Consider the following 18,363-nt stretch of genomic DNA (forward strand, 5'->3'; position numbering starts at 1 on the left):
TTTCTAACTATTAAAGATTATTGATTGTCCAAGAGACATAATACTGTGAACCGATAAACCCAGTACCAAATGCTGTAAAGTACTCGTCACCCAAAAGATTGGAAGCACCTACTTTAAATACAGATTTAATACTTGGTACGGTATAATTTATTTGAGCATCTATTGTATGGAATTCCGGCACAACACCAGTTCCAAAAGTAGCTTCCCATAAATAATCATCACTAAACCTATAGGCAATATTAAAACCAAAGTTTTCAACCAAATCAGTACTTCCGATACTCGCCTTAAACTTATGTTCTGGAGTGTTGAAACTACTCATGAAGTCCGGATTAGCAGCTTGGTCAAAATCTTGCTTTGTAAAAGTATAGCTACCACTAAGGTCAAAAATATCAAATACTTTTGCAGTCAAGCCTAATGAAGCTCCATAGGAATTAATATTCACATCAGAATTCGTATAAGCACTATATGCCTGATAGTCTCCGTTAGCTACTGCAGCAACAGATAACGCTCCGTCACCAACAGTTCCGTAATATGGCGCAACAACCACCTCTTGAGAGATAAAGTCTTTATACTGGTTATAGTATGCACTAAAGTCTATCACGAACTTTTCAATTTTACCACGGTATCCTATTTCAAAAGACGTAACCTTTTCCGGCTTCACAATATCAGGATTTGCAACGATTAAATCTGCAGGGTTACCGGTCTCTCCTAACATCTCAACAGAACTTGCCTTATATGAATTTTCATAAGCAGCCCTACCCGTTTGAGTTATCATAGCTGGTTGCTGAAGGTTTTCCTGACCCACTACACTTACATCAAAATCTGTAGAATAACGATCTAAATTATCTGGAGCTGAACCAACCAATATGGCTCTACCCGCATTAAGGCCAATAAACAAATCCTGAGTTGTTGGATTTCTAAAACCAGTTTGAACCGAAGCTCTAATATTATGGTCTCTATTTAAGGTTAAACCTGCGGATAATCTTGGCGAAAAGAAACCGTCAAAAAATTCTGATTTATCATATCGCACAGAACCGGTAAGCTTAAGATTCATTTCCTCACTAAAATCAAAAGTTTTTTGAATCTGAGTATAAACACCGAATTCCGAATAGTCTATAGTACTATCATAATCAGTATAAATAGTTCCAAAAGAATTCAAACTATATTGTCTGTAAGACCCACCAACTTGGATGTCTGCAAAGTCTGTTAAATGACTGAAGTTATAGTTACCATCTGCATGATAATATTTAGATGCATCTTTAAATTGGGCACCCGTTGATAAATCAGGGTCTTTTATAACTCTCTCAAACGCACTCTGAAATTCTGTAGACCCAGGCAAGTATCTTCCCGTATCAGCTGCAGCACGTGCCGCAGCATGCTTCTGATCATCAGATAAACCAGAAGGATTACCACTAAGTTCTATTCCCGCATATGTTGCAATATAATCACCAAACCAATCCTCATTAGATTTCCATGCTTGGTTAATATTAATCCCTGCAAAAACCATATCATAAGAATCTCCCGCCTTATCTGCAACAATGTATCCTCTTAGAAAGAAGTTATCGTTTTTAACTTCAAACTTATGCTGTTCTTGAAAAAAGCCATCTATATTATATCTGTTGGTTCCTTGATACATGGTTGACCCCGTACCTACCTTACCTACATAAGATAACTCCAGATTACTATCTTCAATAGGACGATAATAAAGACCCCAATCTGCTTTAATGCTTTCTGCATTATTGTTCGTTAAAGCACCTTCATTATATCCAGTTCTACTAACTTCAACATCTGGGATGACACCAAGACCTGATGCAGCTCTTATATTCGTGGAAACCTCATCCCCATAAACATTTATACCATCATAATTATAATTGGCCCGTGTTCTTGTTGGATCAAACTTATCAATCTCACTTGTAGCAGCCCAATCTGTACCTTTTAAGTATCCAAAATTGACTTTACCCGCGAATTTATCCGAGAATTTGTGTGCGGCACGGATTCCAAAATCCGTATAAGAATTATCTCCCGCGGCCACCTGTGATGTAATACCTCTTTTCATAGAAACACTAATCCCTTCATGATCAAATGGACTTTTACTACGCATAAAAAGCACACCATTGAATGCATTAGCACCATATAATGCCGAAGATGCTCCAGGAAGAAGTTCAACACTTTGAACATCGGTTTCTATCATCCCTACCAAATTCCCCAAAGGAAAGTTAAGAGCAGGTGTTGAGTTGTCCATTCCATCCACAAGCTGCATAAATCGTGAATTTCCAAAACTTGCAAAACCTCTCGTGTTGATAGATTTAAACGTCAAACTGTTGGTATTGATGTCTACACCTTTCAAGTTTTCTAGTCCGTCATAAAAATCAGCAGAAGCCGTATTTTTTATTTCTTTTAGACCAAAACGCTCAACCGTTACCGGCGATTCAAAAATCCGTTCAGGAGTTCTGGAAGCAGATATCACTACCTCGTCCAAAAACGTTTGGGACTCTTCAATGACGATAGTCAATGTTTGATTGTTCGAGGTGACTTCCTCTGTAGTCTCGGAATATCCGATACTGGTAATTCTTAACTGAAAAGGGGGTACCTCAGAAGTTTGTAAATTAAAATTACCGTCAAAATCCGTCGTGGTGCCAATCGCTTTTCCTTCAATAACGATATTGGCCCCTGGTACGGGCTGACTGTTCTGATCTACCACTTTCCCGTTTACCGTTGTTTGCGAAAATCCAAAGCTAGTCGCCAACAGCAAGGCTAAAAATAGTATTGCTCTCATGTTAAGTTTAAGTTAAAAATGTTAGTAAATCGAAGTTACATTTTTTTTTCGACCAATAATCATAAAATGGAAAAAATTATGCATGCATAGTACTTTTTTCATAAAAATACCCTCTTAAAATTACAAATACCCTAAAACAAATAGGCCTTGACATATGTCAAGGCCTATTAAAAGCTAATACTATTATTTTAATAGTAGTTTATTCTACTGTAACCGATTTTGCCAAGTTTCTAGGCTGATCTACATTACAATTTCTCATTACCGCAATATGGTACGACAACAGTTGCAAAGGAATGGTAGTTAATAATGGCGTAAGGCTTTCCAAAGTCTCAGGCACCTCAATTACATGATCTGCCAATTCTTTAACCTGTGTATCACCCTCTGTGACAATAGCTATTATCTTTCCTTTTCTTGATTTGATTTCTTGAATATTACTTACCACTTTTTCATAATGCCCTCTCTTAGTGGCAATCACGAATACTGGCATTTGTTCATCTATCAAAGCAATAGGTCCATGCTTCATTTCTGCAGCAGGATATCCTTCTGCATGTATGTAACTAATTTCTTTAAGTTTAAGCGCTCCTTCTAAAGCTACCGGGAAATTATATCCTCTACCTAGATATAAACAATTGGTAGAATCCTTATAAACCTCTGCAATCTTTTCTATAAGAGCATTACTTTCTAACACCTTCTCTACCTTAGCAGGAATATTTTCTAGTTCAGTTAAAAATTCATGAAACCTAGATTGAGAGAAAACACCTTTTTCCTTTGCCAATTTTAACGCAATCAATGTTAGAACAGTAATCTGTGTCGTAAAAGCCTTGGTTGACGCTACTCCTATCTCAGGACCAGCATGAGTGTAAGCACCTGAATCTGATTCTCTAGCAATAGAAGAACCTACAACATTACATACACCAAATACGTAAGCTCCTTTTTCCTTCGCTAATTTTATAGCAGCTAAAGTATCTGCAGTTTCACCAGATTGAGAAATAGCAATAAGCACATCTTTATCGGTAATAACAGGGTTTCTATATCTAAACTCAGAAGCATACTCTACCTCTACAGGTATTCTTGCCAAATCTTCAAATATATATTCAGCCACTAAGCCTGCATGCCATGAAGTACCACAAGCCACAATAATTATGCGGTTCGCGTTCATGAACTTTTCTAAATTCTCATCAATACCAGCCATCTTTATAAGACCCTGAGCTGCTCGCAATCTACCTCTATAGGTATCCAAAATAGCCCTTGGTTGCTCATAAATTTCTTTAAGCATAAAATGATCGTAACCACCTTTTTCAATTTCCTCGATATTCATTTTCAATTCGAGAATATTCGGATATGCTACAGCATCATTTTTAATTTTTCGAAGTTTGATTTCCTTCCCGATTCTAATAATCGCCATTTCCTCATCTTGAAGGTATATAGCATTATTGGTGAATTCAATAAAAGGAGAAGCATCAGAGGCAATAAAAAATTCATTATCACCAACACCGATTGCTAATGGACTACCTAATTTGGCAACCACTATCTCATCAGGCTTCTTTATATCAAAAACAGCAATAGCGTAAGCACCTACTACTTCATTCAAAGCGAGCTGAACAGCTTTGCCCAACTTTACGTCTTCCGTCTTTTGAACCTCTTCTATTAAGTTGATAAGAACCTCAGTATCTGTATCTGATTTAAAAGTATACCCTCTTTTGGTAAGCTCTTTCTTTATAGACTCATAATTTTCAATAATTCCGTTGTGGATAATTACTAAATCACCGGAATTAGAATAATGTGGGTGAGAATTAACATCATTTGGTACCCCATGGGTAGCCCAACGCGTATGACCAATACCTAGCTTCCCTTCTAAGGAAATCGTACTTTCGGCCTTTTTCTTTAAATCTTCAACCTTACCCTTGGTCTTTGCCAAGTTTATTTTTTCGCCGTCGTAAATTGCAACACCGGCACTATCGTATCCTCTATATTCAAGACGTTGTAAACCTTTTACTACAATCGGATAGGCATCTCTATGCCCTATATAACCTACTATTCCACACATACTGTATACGTTAATTTAAGTTGGGGAAAATAAATACTTTGCCGCAAATGTACTAGAAGCTAGTCAAATCTCCCTAAAACACACCTATAAAACGACAAATATCGTTAATTGGTATAGTAAGGTTAATCTCACTGCCTAAAGCGCAAACTCGCGTAAATAAAATTAGAGTAGTTGTCTTGTATAAAAACTAGTTGGTTTCGGTATAAAAAATTTCAAGCTGTAGCTTCTTATCAGAATCAGCTCCACTAACATCACTACCATAAAGGGCAGTACCTAAAGGCGTTAAGGTATTTGCAACCGGCAATTGTTCTTCAACATCGTTCTCTAGCATAGCATTAAGCGTACCTGTAAAAAACAGATTAGGTGTTGTTGTTAAACCTAAAGTAACATTTTCAGCATCATCCAACACAAGGCTATTAATATAGGTTGTAACGTCTACAGTATATTTTACTCCGTTACCTGTACTAGAAGACTCCAATTCCCCATCATACTCAGCCAATTGACTAGTAGCATCGCTGGCTGATAACGGCAAACTTGCATTAGTTTCTTTATTGTATAAATACAATTTTTGAGGTGCCGCACCTAGATTATCATCAGCCACATAAAAAACAAGATTGGCATTATTAATAATCCAATTATTTGCTTTTATTTCATTTATAGTCTCTCTACTGTTTGCATCATCGAACAATTTAATTTCAGCAAAAGAACCAGCCCCTCCCTTTAAATAAATTTTTGATGCATTTGTCTCAGTATCTAAATTATCGGATACTTCCACAGGATATACCTCATTAACGAGTGTATTTGACGCATTGCCCACAGTAGTAACCTGACCGGTTTGAGTATTAGTTACATCACGAATAAAGCTGAGCACAACATCTTTTCGCTTTTCTTGTGTTGAAACCACACCAGCAGTATCTGCGCTATCATATTTATACCTAATCGTAATGCTAGCGTTTTTTAAATTAAACAGTAACATCACATCTTTATCTCCTGCTGCTAGCGTTAAATGAATTCCCCTTAGGTACTCATTAAAATTAGCCTGACTAGATAGCTCCGAAGAACCTTCTTTATCCAAAATATTTTCCTGAAAAAAATCTTTATCTAGCTCTACACGAATTCCCGGAGCCAAATAGTTGAATTGAGTCTCCTCATTAACATCCTCGGTTGTAGCATCATCTAATTTAGGTACCGGAATTGACTCTGAACTAATTACTAATGGCTCTCCAACCGAACTGTCGTAAAGCACCTCTCCAAATGAACTAGCTGGAAATTCTTGATTAGAGTAATACTCTTGCGCTTCCTGAAAATTAGCTAAAGGATCCAAGTCTCTCATAAAGAAAGTAGACCTCTCCACCTTTAAGTTAAAACTTGCAACATCAATATCTTGATTATACAATCTACTATCAACATAAATACTATCTAAATCAAAGGTTTTAGGAAACTGATCTTTTACAAAATCTGCCGTGTCTACATCATCGGCAGGATTTAATGGATCTGAACCTTTTGTTTTCTCTTGAGCATCTGTAAGACCACCGCCATCAGTATCACTGTTTGCATCTAATGGATCATCATCTAACTCATCAATAAGACCATCTAAATCCGCATCACCCGTTGGGTTTGTCAAAAATGGAATATACAGATATACTGACTCTACAGTTTCGTTTTCTGGTATTTGAGCAGGTACGCTTGTATTCTCAGTTTCTTCTAACACCTGAGAATACGTTCCAAAAGTAGGGCTTGCACTAGGCAATAATACTTGAGAAGTTACACGAGCTTCAGTTTTTCCGTAAAGCGGATCGTCATAGATACCTAACTGATAAATAGGTAACTTATTAGTAGACACTGCCTTTATCTTCTTATTGTAAGCAAAAACATCAAAAACAGCCTTATTGTTTTTGAACGGCTCTCCCCCAACTACACCAGAGCCTACGGTTGTTAAGTCTTCTTCACAAGATGCAAAGATGGTGACAAGTGCTATTGCTGCAAGAGCAGGGAGTTTTAATCTGTTCAAAAAAATCATTCGGGCTATTTTAAAACTTCAGTGTTATAAAAATTGGCATAGGCTTCCTCAAATTCTTGTAAGGTAACATATGGCAACACAGGTTTTTCAAGGTTGGATATATGACTCTGTAAATCTTCCGGAATATCTTCCGCAGCTAAAATAACAGCATCCGAGTTATCTACCGCAATCTTTAACAAATTATTATAATTGGGAGCTTTAAGATCCTGAATGCTATCTTCTGGAATACCATCAAAAGATACCTTTTTGATCATATCGGAATCTAATTCACCTTCAAAAGATTTACCATAAACCGAAGTGACTATTTTACTAGCATTGAACAATGGCTCGTCTGCATAATATTTTTTAAGATACAATGGCAACAAAGAAGCTAACCACCCATGAACATGAATTATATCTGGAGACCAGTTTAATTTCTTGACCGTTTCAACAACACCTTTAGCAAAAAAGATGGCTCTTTGGTCGTTGTCCGGAAATAAATTTCCATCCGTATCAGTAAATGTAGCCTTACGCTTAAAATACTCATCATTGTCAATAAAATAAACCTGAATACGCTCGCGAGGTATGGAAGCCACCTTGATAATAAGAGGCATATCCATGTCGTTGATAACTAAATTCATGCCTGACAAACGAATCACCTCGTGAAGTTGGTGTCTACGTTCGTTTATATTGCCATATCTCGGCATAAAAATCCGTATTTGACCGCCATTACTGTTGACCATCCTAGGAGTTTCATAAGACATTAGGGAAACTTCGTTCTGAGGAAGGTAGGGTACTAACTCCGACGATACGAACAATATCTTTTTACCATTCATATATGCAATGTTTTTTTATTTATTTAGTGCAACGTGCGTGCAAAATTACGAAAATTCTACAGATTAGCAGTAATTATAGTAAGTTTGCTCGCTTTTAAACCAAACCTATGTTGGTATTCAAAACCAAAAAAGAACTCTCAGATCACATTTCAACCCTGCCTAAAATCAATAATTTAGGGCTCGTACCCACCATGGGTGCGCTTCACACGGGTCACACCTCTTTAGTTCAAAAGGCAATTAACGAAAATCAAACCGTTGTGGTGAGTATTTTCGTCAACCCCACGCAATTTGATAACAAGGAAGATCTTGCTAAATATCCAGATACTTTTGATGCCGATTTGAATTTACTTTCTAGTATTTCGGAAGATATCCTTATTTTTTCGCCTTCTGCGGATGAAGTCTATAATCATGAAATTAAAGCTAAGAAATACAATTTTGAAGGCTTAGACACAGTCATGGAAGGTGCGTTTAGAGATGACCATTTTAATGGGGTAGGCACTATTGTTGAAGCGCTTCTTTTACTCGTAAAACCAGACAGGGCTTACTTTGGAGAAAAAGACTTTCAACAACTACAGATCATAAGAAAATTAGTAAAACAACAGAACATTCCTGTTGAAATCATTGGCTGCCCAATTGTTAGAGAAACCAATGGTTTAGCCATGAGTTCACGTAATGAAAGGTTATCTAAACAATTACGACAAAAAGCTTCGTTCATCTACCATACACTACTGAGTGCCAAAGAAAAATTTGGCACGGAAAATGCTAATTATGTAATAGATTGGGTTAAAGAACAATTTAACGAACAGGAAGATTTAGAGTTGGAATATATTGAAATAACCGATGTAGATACTCTAAGCCCAATTACAAGAAAAAACGAAAAACTAAAATATAGGGCGTTTATCGCCGTTTATGCTGACGGAGTTCGTCTAATAGACAATATTGCCCTATAATTAATTACCTTTATCCCATGCAAATAGAAGTTGTAAAATCTAAAATACACCGCGTAAAAGTTACCGGGGCCGATTTAAATTATATCGGCAGCATCACTATTGATGAAGATTTAATGGATGCAGCAAACATTATAAGAGGTGAAAAAGTACAGATTGTAAACAATAATAATGGCGAAAGGCTAGAAACCTACGCTATACCAGGACCAAGAAAAAGTGGAGAAATTACTTTGAACGGCGCAGCATCCAGAAAAGTAGCTGTAGGGGATATTCTTATTCTAATTACTTATGGCAGAATGGATATTGAAGAAGCTAAAAAGTTTAACCCTTCATTGGTATTCCCTAACGAAGAAACCAATTTATTGAAGTAGACTTGAACGAGAAACTCAAAAAAATACTAAAAACACTACTCCCAATAGCCTTGGGAGTTTTTTTAGTTTGGTACTCTTACTATAAGACTTCACCAGAGGACCGAACTCAAATATTATTTTACATTAAGGAAGCTGACCTTTTTTGGGTTAGCATTTCTATAGTCCTTGGTATCCTTGGGCACATCTCTCGTGCCGTTCGTTGGAATTATTTATTGGAACCACTAGGGTACAAACCCAAAATAATAAATAATATTTTTATTATTCTAATGGCCTATTTTGCAAACCTAGGCATACCAAGAACAGGTGAGATTCTTAGAGCCACAGCGCTTACAACCTATGAAGGCGTACCTTTTGAAAAAGGGTTTGGCACTATTGTAACAGAGCGTGTTATTGATGTAATTATGCTTTTATCGCTAATAGGCATCACCTTGCTCTTACAGACAGATATTATTTTAGGCTTTCTACAAGACAAAGGGTTCAATATTAAAGGACTATTATTATTGATGGCAGCAGGACTTGTTGGTCTGGTTCTCTTTTTTCTTTTTATTAAAAAATCGTCGCATAAAATAGCCATTAAGATTAAAGGTTTCGTTAAAGGCCTTATGGAAGGTGTTTTTAGTATCTTTAAAATGAAAAAGAAATGGGCATTTGTGCTACATACTCTTTTTATTTGGGGTTGCTACATTGGCATGCTTTGGGTTATTAAATTTACCGTGCCAGAAACCATACATTTATCATTAAGCGAGCTTATGGTTGCTTTTGTAGCTGGCTCTTTTGCAATGACGGCTACCAATGGCGGCATTGGTCTTTATCCTATTGCGGTAAGCAGTGCGTTGACCATTTTTGGCATTAGCGCGGTATCCGGTGATGCCTTCGGATGGATTATGTGGATTGCACAAACTCTAATGATCGTTGTTTTTGGGGCAATATCTTTTCTGGTATTACCGTTATTCAACAGAAGCCGATAAGGTTTCGTTGTACCCAAAAACTACACCATGTTACGGAAACTTACTTTTTTTGCATGCCTTCTATGCGCTAGCCTCAACGCACAAGTTACACAAGAGATTTTTGAATCTTTTAAATTACAAGAGCGTCGAGACGTAAAATACTACTTTCCAGAAGATTACGATAAAGAAAAAAAATACCCTTTGATCGTTGTTCTAGATGGCGAGTACCTTTTTGATCAAGTAGTAGCCAATGCTAAGTTTTATCATAAATTTCATGGTATGCCCGCCAGTATAGTTGTAGGCGTAGAACAAAGCAAAAAGAGCATTCGTTTTGATGATTGTGCTTATGACCCAGATTCTGGTCTTCCTTCTGAAAAAGCAAAAAAATTCTTTGAGTTTCTAGGAATGGAAATTATACCCTATCTAGACCTTACTTACAGCACTGCTCCTTTCAAAATGATTGTTGGATATGACATCACAGCCAACTTTACCAACTATTGGCTTTTTAAAGAAAATTCATTGTTTAATGCTTACGTAAACATCTCACCTGATTTGGCTCCTGAAATGGAAACAAGAGTACCAACACGTTTAGCGTCATTTGACAAACAGATTTTCTATGAATTAATAGTCGAAACCGAAAAAAATAAGAATACTTCACGAATTCTTCAGATGGACAAGGCCATTAAGGCCATTGACAAAGAATCCTTACATTATAACTTTCAACAATATGATGGTGCTGATCATGTTTCTATAGCTACTTACGGCCTAGGAAAGGTTTTTGATAATATTTTTGGCATGTTCAAGCCAATCAGCCCTAAGGAATACAAAAATCAAATATTAACTTCTGAAGAACCTGTTTTTCAATATTTAGAAAACAAATATCAAAATATAGAGGATTTATTCCGAGTTAAAAAAACAGTTGACCTCAACGATATTATGGCCATCTATGCCGCGTGCCGAAAAAAGGAGGATACAGAATCTTTAAAACCACTTGCAGAACTTTGTAAAAAAGAATTCCCTGATACTATGATGGGTTTCTACTTTGAAGGTGAATATTACGAGCAGATGGGCGAACCAAAGAAAGCGTTCAAAACTTTTGAAAAAGCATTTGCTATGGATGAAATAGATTTCCTTACCAAAGAGATGGCTTTAGAAAAAATAGATGCTTTAAAAGCTGATTTTGGTTACTAAATCACAAACTACACAGCGCTAATTATCAAACAAAGTTTTACCTTTAAGGCCAATCCTCAAAACAAGGTATGGCCAAAACAAAAACAGCTTTTTTCTGCCAGAACTGTGGCACTCAATACGCCAAATGGGTGGGACAATGTTCTGCTTGTAAAGAATGGAACACTGTAGTTGAAGAAGTCATTCAGAAGGAGGAAAAAACAAGCTGGAAGGCAAGTACTACAACCGTAAAGAAAACAGCAAAACCCTTACGCGTTAATGAAATTAGCACAGACAAGGAACTAAGACTAGACACTTTTGATTTGGAATTCAACCGTGTTTTAGGCGGCGGACTTGTACCTGGAGCGCTAGTTTTACTAGGTGGGGAACCAGGAGTTGGAAAAAGCACCTTACTTCTACAAATTGCATTAAAACTCCCGTATAAAACTCTTTACGTTTCTGGAGAGGAAAGTCAAAAACAGATTAAGATGCGGGCAGATAGAATTCACCCGAACAGCGAAACCTGTTTTATACTTACAGAGACCAAGACCCAAAATATTTTTAAGCAGATAGAAACCACTGAGCCGGATATAGTTGTTATAGACTCTATCCAAACATTACATTCAGATTATATAGAATCTGCCGCAGGCAGCATATCCCAAGTACGTGAATGTACTGCGGAACTCATAAAATTTGCCAAAGAAACCAACACACCAGTTATTCTAATAGGCCATATTACCAAAGACGGTTCTATTGCAGGACCAAAGATTTTGGAGCACATGGTGGATACCGTTTTACAGTTCGAAGGTGATAGGAACTACGTATACCGTATTCTTAGAGCTTTAAAAAACCGTTTTGGTTCAACAGCAGAATTAGGTATTTATGAAATGTTAGGTGGAGGTCTAAGACAAGTGAACAACCCTTCTGAGATATTGATTTCAAAAAACGATGAAGGACTTAGCGGCACCGCCATTGCGTCTACCATAGAAGGTATGCGCCCATTAATGATAGAAATCCAAGCTTTGGTAAGTACAGCCGTTTACGGCACACCACAGCGCTCTACTACAGGCTACAATGCTAAACGCCTTAATATGCTATTGGCCGTTCTTGAAAAACGGGCTGGTTTTAAATTAGGAGCTAAAGATGTCTTTCTGAATATTACTGGGGGAATTTCAGTTGATGACCCAGCTATTGATTTAGCCGTAGTTGCTGCCATATTATCTAGTAACGAGGATATTCCCATTGAAAAAGGCGTCTGTTTTTCTGCGGAGGTTGGTCTTGCGGGGGAAATACGGCCAGTACAACGAGTGGACCAACGTATTTCTGAAGCTGAAAAACTAGGTTTCACTTCTATCTATGTTTCTAAGAATAATAAAATCACCTTAAAAAATACAAAAATAGAAGTGCATCTTATCTCAAGAATAGAAGATATGGTCAACGCTCTTTTTGGTTAATCGACTTATCGAAAAAAAAAAACAGAATTCCCCTATCTCTTATCGCGAAGTATCCGGGCGGTAACCATGATTATCAAGATTACCACCACAATTACTATCAACTGGCCAAAGCCTACCTTTAGAAAGAACATATAGCCTATTTATGGTGCTGGATTAGGAATAGAATTATGTATCGCTTCAATGCCTTCAAGCACCTCTTCGCTCAATTTCAAATCTATACTTTCAATATTCTCCTGCAATTGTTTCATTGAAGTCGCCCCAATAATGGTACTGGTAACGAACGGTCTTGTGTTTACAAAAGCCAAAGCCATTTGCGCCATAGAAAGTCCGTGTTGCTGTGCTAGCTCATGATACTTCTCAGTTGCCTGTATTGCAGGGTCATTACTATATCTATTATAGTTAGGAAACAAAGTAATTCTTCCTGTTGCAGGCTTCATACCTCCTAAATACTTTCCGGATAATGTTCCAAAACCCATTGGGGAATATGCCAAAAGGCCAATCTTCTCACGCAATGAAATTTCAGAAAGACCAACCTCAAACTGACGGTTCAAAAGACTGTACGGATTCTGTATGGTAATTGCTCGAGGCAAACCAGCATGAACTTTACTTTCCGTTAAAAAACGCATTGCACCCCAAGGAGTCTCATTAGATATGCCTACGTGTCTAATTTTCCCTTCACGAATTAAATCGCGCATGGTTTCCAACACTTGGTGAATATTATCTTTCCAATGGTCTGATATATCATGCTTATAGCCTCTTTTTCCGAAGTAATTAGTATTTCTTTCTGGCCAATGCAATTGATAAAGATCAATATAATCGGTTTGAAGCCGTTCTAAACTTCCCTCAACAGCGCTACGAATAGCATCTGGAGAGAAACCTGTAGTTCGGATAAACTTTGTAAAATCGGCCTTACCAGCAATTTTGGTTCCGAGAATTACTTTATCACGATTGCCATTTTTCTTGAACCACGTTCCAATTATTTTCTCCGTTGCTGAATGACGGTCTGGATGCGCAGGAACAGGATACAATTCTGCAGTATCAAAAAAATTAACTCCATTTTCTAGAGCAAAGTCCATCTGTTCATGGCCTTCCGCTTCCGTATTCTGTTTGCCCCATGTCATTGTACCAAGGCAAATTTTACTGACTTCTATGTCAGTGTAGGGTAGGGTTGTATTCTTCATGTATTCTTTGGGGTATTATTGGGGTACTATTTTCAAAAAGACCAAATCTAAGCAATTTGAAGGGTTACAAAAAACCCCTTATCGATTGTTGTCTGAAAATCGCCAAAATGCATATCTACAGACAAAAACCTATCAAATCAACCAGATTAGACCATATCAATTTCGACTAAAATAGGACAATGATCACTGTGCTTGGCTTCAGCAAGTATTACTGATCGTTTTAATCGATCTCTTAAAGGCTCCGCCACCATGGCATAATCCAAACGCCATCCTTTATTATTATTTCTAGCATTGGCCCGGTAACTCCACCAAGTATAGTTATCAGGCTCTTCGTTAAAATGACGGAAGCTGTCAATGAATCCACTACTCATGAAATCTCCTATCCATTCACGTTCAACAGGTAGAAAACCAGATACTTTTTTGTTACGGACAGGATCATGGATATCTATTGCTTCGTGACAAATATTATAATCACCTAAAACAATTAAGTTGGGATGTGTTTTCCTCAGGTCATCCGCATACTCTTGAAAATCTGCCATATACTGTAACTTGAGATCCAAACGGGCCAAATTAGTACCTGAAGGCAAGTACATGCTCATGATTGATATATCACCAAAATCTGCCCTAATATTACGGCCTTCAAAATCCATATAATCTATACCGGTTCCTTTCTGAATAGTATCTGGTTGGGTTTTAGATAAAATAGCGGTACCGCTATATCCCTTCTTTTGCGCACTGAACCAGTAATTATATTTATAGCCTGCTTCTTCAAAAAGCGAAAGGTCTAACTGCTCCTCCATAGCCTTTATTTCTTGAAGACAAACTACATCTGGATCAACTGCTTGTAACCACTCTATAAAACCTTTGTTCAATGCAGCACGTATGCCGTTTACGTTATATGATACTATCTTCACGATTTTTACTTTTTTTACGAAAATAAGCAATGTGAACCAAGAAGCCCTTGAAGTTTGTTATTTTTGGGGTCTTCTAATAAAAGCCCTAAATGAAGTCCTCTTTTCTTGCTCTATTTCTTATTTTTTTTATACAAATTACAAAAGCTCAAAGCCCATCGCAAAATGATAGCGTAACTGTGTTACAGGAAGTAATTCTAACCGATACTGTTCTAACTAAAAATGCAACTGGAATTGTTCCGTCTTCTGTAATTGGTACAAAAAGCTTTCAAAATTATAGTCCCATAGATATGGTTTCGGCTATCAATCAAATTCCTGGAGTGTTCGTTCTCTCCGGAGCTTTGAACACTAACAAAATTACAATTAGGGGTATTGGCGCTCGTTCCCAGTATGGGACGGACAAACTTCAGCTTTATTATAATGACATCCCTTTGACAAATGGAACAGGATCATCTACCATTGAGACTTACGATTTAGAAAATTTAGACGTTATAGAGGTTATTAAAGGGCCAAAAGGCACTGCTTACGGCACAGGTCTTGGTGGGGCCATTATTCTTCATTCAGAAGAAAACACAAAGGAAGCTACTAGCCTTGAAAATAATTTCACCACAGGTTCATACGGGCTTTTGAAAAATAATCTTAGCTTTTCTCATTCTGACACCAAGTTTTCTTTAATGGTTCGTTATGGACATATGGAAACCGATGGTTACCGTGAGAACAACAGGTTTGAACGCGATGGGATTTTAGTAAATACATCGTATAAAATTAACTCAAAAAATAAGGTTTCATTTTTACTAAACCATATTGATTATTCAGCTCAAATACCTAGCTCCATAAGTCGTTCTGCATTTGATGAAGACCCAAAACAAGCAGCTTTTACTTGGAAATCTGCACAAGGTTTTGAAGACAATAATTATACTTTAGCCGGATTCTCATACCAACATGAATTTAGCTCTAGATTAGAAAACACCACAAGTATTTTCTATACCTATCTTGACCATTATGAACCTAGGCCATTCAATATTTTGGATGAAACCACTAATGGTTATGGCTTTAGAACACGGTTTTTAGGAAATTTCAACTTTCTGCATAGAAAAGCAGAATACACTTTTGGAGCCGAACTTTATAAAGATGAATATAATTGGGGTACGTTTGATAATCTATACGAAGAGAATAACGGTAATGGCAGCTTAAAGGGAGGGCGCATTAGTGATAATAAAGAATTTCGCAGAAAATTTAATGGTTTTGGTTCCTTAACGCTTCCCCTTACAGATAAGTTCACTGCCCAAATAGGCCTAAATATCAACAAGACCCATTATGATTTTAGAGACAAATTCAATTCAGGTTCTGATAACAAAAATGCTGAACGCGACTTTAAAGCGATAGTACTACCGAGCCTTGATTTAAATTACAAACTGAATGAATACCATTTTATATACGCCAATATTAGCCGCGGCTTCTCCAACCCAAGTCTAGAAAGATCATTAACTCCAGAAGGTGTCATCAACCCGGACATAGATCAAGAAACAGGCATTAATTATGAACTTGGAGGTCAGTTTAATTTTTTCAAGAAAAAACTTCACCTAGACCTAGCCGTCTATCGCATGGATATTGAAAACCTTTTGGTGGACCAAAGAATTGGTGAAGACCAGTATATTGGAAAAAATGCAGGAAGCACCAAACACCAAGGAATAGACTTAGAATTAAGCTACACTATTGCACTCACACCTCAACTTCAACTAAGACCGTTTATAAATTACACTTTGAGCGATTTCAGCTTTGTAGAATTTATTGATGGAGAAAATGATTTTTCTGGAAACCCGTTAACAGGTGTGCCAAAAAACCGATTAAATTCTGGTCTTCAGATGCAAATGAACAACGGATTCTATTGGAATACCACTCACCAATATGTAGACAAGATATCACTGACAGATGCTAACACGTTATACAGTGATGCGTTCAATGTACTAAACACAAAAATTGGATATAGAAAGGAATTATCCTCGCGTTTCACGATTGGGCTTAATCTCGGTATCAATAATATTTTTGATACGAAATATGCCCAATCGGTTCTAATTAACGCTACAGGATTCGGTGGCAGTGAGCCACGCTATTATTACCCCGGAAACGGACGTAACTGGTACGGAGGCCTTAAATTAGGTATACGAATCTAAGATTCTTCCATCTTCATTAGCCAACCTTTCATATCTACAGCTGCATGAATAATCGATTTTAATTTCGATATTTCAACACGTTCTTGCTCCATAGAATCACGATGACGAATAGTTACCGTATTATCTTCTTTAGTCTGGTGATCAACAGTTATACAGAAAGGAGTACCATTGGCATCTTGTCTTCTATAACGGCGCCCAACAGCATCTTTTTCATCATATATGACATTGAAATCCCACTTAAGGTCTTCAATAATCTCATGTGCAATCTCAGGTAAGCCATCTTTTTTAACCAACGGAAATATTGCAGCTTTAGTAGGTGCCAAAACAGCAGGTAATTTTAGAACCGTTCTAGTTGTTCCATTCTCTAATTCTTCTTCTTTTAAAGAATTAGAAAAAACAGCCAAGAACATACGGTCTAGACCAATGGAAGTCTCAAGTACATATGGCACATAACTTTCCCTAGTTTCAGGATCAAAATATTGTAGTTTTCTACCAGAAAATTTCTCGTGACTGGATAAATCAAAATCGGTTCGTGAGTGTATCCCTTCAAGCTCTTTAAATCCAAAAGGAAAGCGAAATTCTATATCTGAGGCAGCATCAGCATAATGAGCTAATTTCTCATGATCGTGGAAACGGTAGCTATCTTGTCCCATTCCTAAAGAGAGGTGCCATTTCATGCGCTTCTCTTTCCATTTTTCATACCATTCTTGCTGCGTACCCGGTTTAATGAAGTATTGCATTTCCATCTGTTCAAACTCGCGCATACGAAAGATAAACTGTCGTGCTACAATTTCGTTACGGAATGCTTTTCCTGTTTGGGCTATACCAAAAGGAATTTTCATTCTACCTGTTTTCTGAACGTTCAAGAAGTTTACAAAAATACCTTGAGCAGTCTCAGGACGTAAATACAAATCCATTGCGGTCTCTGTAGTAGCTCCCAGTTTAGTCCCGAACATAAGGTTAAACTGTTTTACATCCGTCCAATTTTTAGAACCTGACATAGGACAAGCAATATCCAACTCCTCAATCAGTCTTTTGACATCTGCTAAATCTTCTTTTTCCAAAGATTGACCCAACCTTTTTAAAATGGTCGTTGCTTGTTCTTGATAATCTACAACTCTTGGGTTAGTTGCTAGAAATTGCTCCTTATCAAACTTATCACCAAAACGTTTAGCTGCCTTGGCTACTTCTTTTTCTATCTTACCTTCAATTTTTGCTACGTGATCTTCAACGAGCACATCTGCACGGTATCTTTTTTTAGAATCCTTATTATCTATCAATGGATCACTAAAGGCATCTACATGACCGGAAGCTTTCCAAGTAGTAGGGTGCATGAAAATTGCGGAATCAATACCCACAATATTTTCATTTAGCTGTACCATAGCCATCCACCAATACTCCCTTATATTTTTTTTGAGTTCAGAACCGTTCTGCGCGTAATCGTAAACGGCACTTAATCCGTCATAAATTTCACTAGATTGGAATACATAACCATATTCCTTTGCATGGGAAATTACCCTCTTAAAATCGTCTTCTTGTTTTGCCATGCGGCA

General features: G+C 37.2%; 13 protein-coding genes. 6 read left to right on the forward strand and 7 right to left on the reverse strand.

Annotation, left to right across the window (positions count from 1 at the left end):
* Nucleotides 1-10 precede the first annotated feature (10 nt).
* The 4 genes from HW347_RS02100 to HW347_RS02115 all read right to left on the reverse strand — a co-directional run bounded on the left by HW347_RS02100 (nucleotide 11) and on the right by HW347_RS02115 (nucleotide 7,658).
* Entirely contained in the window at nucleotides 11-2,776 is a 2,766-nt protein-coding gene (locus HW347_RS02100) for a TonB-dependent receptor (protein ID WP_214610302.1), read from the reverse strand.
* A gap of 199 nt (nucleotides 2,777-2,975) precedes the next feature.
* A complete protein-coding gene (glmS, locus tag HW347_RS02105; RefSeq protein ID WP_214610303.1) occupies nucleotides 2,976-4,823 on the reverse strand; it encodes a glutamine--fructose-6-phosphate transaminase (isomerizing) in 1,848 nt (615 codons plus the stop codon).
* A gap of 187 nt (nucleotides 4,824-5,010) precedes the next feature.
* Nucleotides 5,011-6,843, reverse strand: coding sequence for a DUF4270 family protein (locus HW347_RS02110; protein WP_214610304.1), 1,833 nt, complete (start codon nucleotides 6,841-6,843; stop codon nucleotides 5,011-5,013).
* Nucleotides 6,844-6,848: 5 nt separating this feature from the next.
* Nucleotides 6,849-7,658, reverse strand: a complete 810-nt coding sequence (locus tag HW347_RS02115; protein WP_214610305.1) for a glycogen/starch synthase — start codon at nucleotides 7,656-7,658, stop codon at nucleotides 6,849-6,851.
* 107 nt (nucleotides 7,659-7,765) lie between these two features.
* Between HW347_RS02115 and panC the strand changes: the two genes are divergently transcribed.
* From panC to radA, 5 genes are all read left to right on the forward strand, one after another.
* Nucleotides 7,766-8,608, forward strand: a complete 843-nt coding sequence (gene panC / locus HW347_RS02120) for a pantoate--beta-alanine ligase (RefSeq protein WP_214610306.1) — start codon at nucleotides 7,766-7,768, stop codon at nucleotides 8,606-8,608.
* A gap of 17 nt (nucleotides 8,609-8,625) precedes the next feature.
* Nucleotides 8,626-8,976 (forward strand): aspartate 1-decarboxylase, encoded by a 351-nt coding sequence (gene panD / locus HW347_RS02125; RefSeq protein ID WP_194533401.1) that lies wholly within the window; start codon nucleotides 8,626-8,628, stop codon nucleotides 8,974-8,976.
* Between the two features lie 2 nt (nucleotides 8,977-8,978).
* A complete protein-coding gene (locus HW347_RS02130) occupies nucleotides 8,979-9,944 on the forward strand; it encodes a lysylphosphatidylglycerol synthase transmembrane domain-containing protein (RefSeq protein WP_214610307.1) in 966 nt (321 codons plus the stop codon).
* A gap of 27 nt (nucleotides 9,945-9,971) precedes the next feature.
* Nucleotides 9,972-11,114 carry an alpha/beta hydrolase gene (locus tag HW347_RS02135; RefSeq protein WP_214610308.1) on the forward strand — a complete coding sequence of 381 codons (1,143 nt, stop codon included), beginning with the start codon at nucleotides 9,972-9,974 and terminating at the stop codon, nucleotides 11,112-11,114.
* A gap of 68 nt (nucleotides 11,115-11,182) precedes the next feature.
* A complete protein-coding gene (gene radA / locus HW347_RS02140) occupies nucleotides 11,183-12,544 on the forward strand; it encodes a DNA repair protein RadA (RefSeq protein ID WP_214610309.1) in 1,362 nt (453 codons plus the stop codon).
* 140 nt (nucleotides 12,545-12,684) lie between these two features.
* Here the strand turns inward: radA and HW347_RS02145 are convergent, their stop codons facing one another.
* Nucleotides 12,685-13,725, reverse strand: a complete 1,041-nt coding sequence (locus HW347_RS02145) for an NADP(H)-dependent aldo-keto reductase (RefSeq protein ID WP_155597870.1) — start codon at nucleotides 13,723-13,725, stop codon at nucleotides 12,685-12,687.
* 146 nt (nucleotides 13,726-13,871) lie between these two features.
* A complete protein-coding gene (locus tag HW347_RS02150) occupies nucleotides 13,872-14,639 on the reverse strand; it encodes an exodeoxyribonuclease III (RefSeq protein ID WP_162524574.1) in 768 nt (255 codons plus the stop codon).
* 89 nt (nucleotides 14,640-14,728) lie between these two features.
* Here HW347_RS02150 and HW347_RS02155 point away from each other — a divergent pair, with 89 nt between their 5' ends.
* Nucleotides 14,729-16,810, forward strand: coding sequence for a TonB-dependent receptor family protein (locus HW347_RS02155; protein ID WP_214610310.1), 2,082 nt, complete (start codon nucleotides 14,729-14,731; stop codon nucleotides 16,808-16,810).
* Here HW347_RS02155 and HW347_RS02160 read toward each other — a convergent pair.
* Complete coding sequence (locus HW347_RS02160; RefSeq protein ID WP_214610311.1) at nucleotides 16,807-18,357, reverse strand: glycine--tRNA ligase; 1,551 nt, start codon at nucleotides 18,355-18,357, stop codon at nucleotides 16,807-16,809. The two genes, HW347_RS02155 and HW347_RS02160, sit on opposite strands and share 4 nt — an antisense overlap.
* Nucleotides 18,358-18,363 lie beyond the last annotated feature (6 nt).

It is taken from the genome of Zobellia barbeyronii, assembly GCF_018603515.1.
GTDB lineage: Bacteria > Bacteroidota > Bacteroidia > Flavobacteriales > Flavobacteriaceae > Zobellia > Zobellia barbeyronii.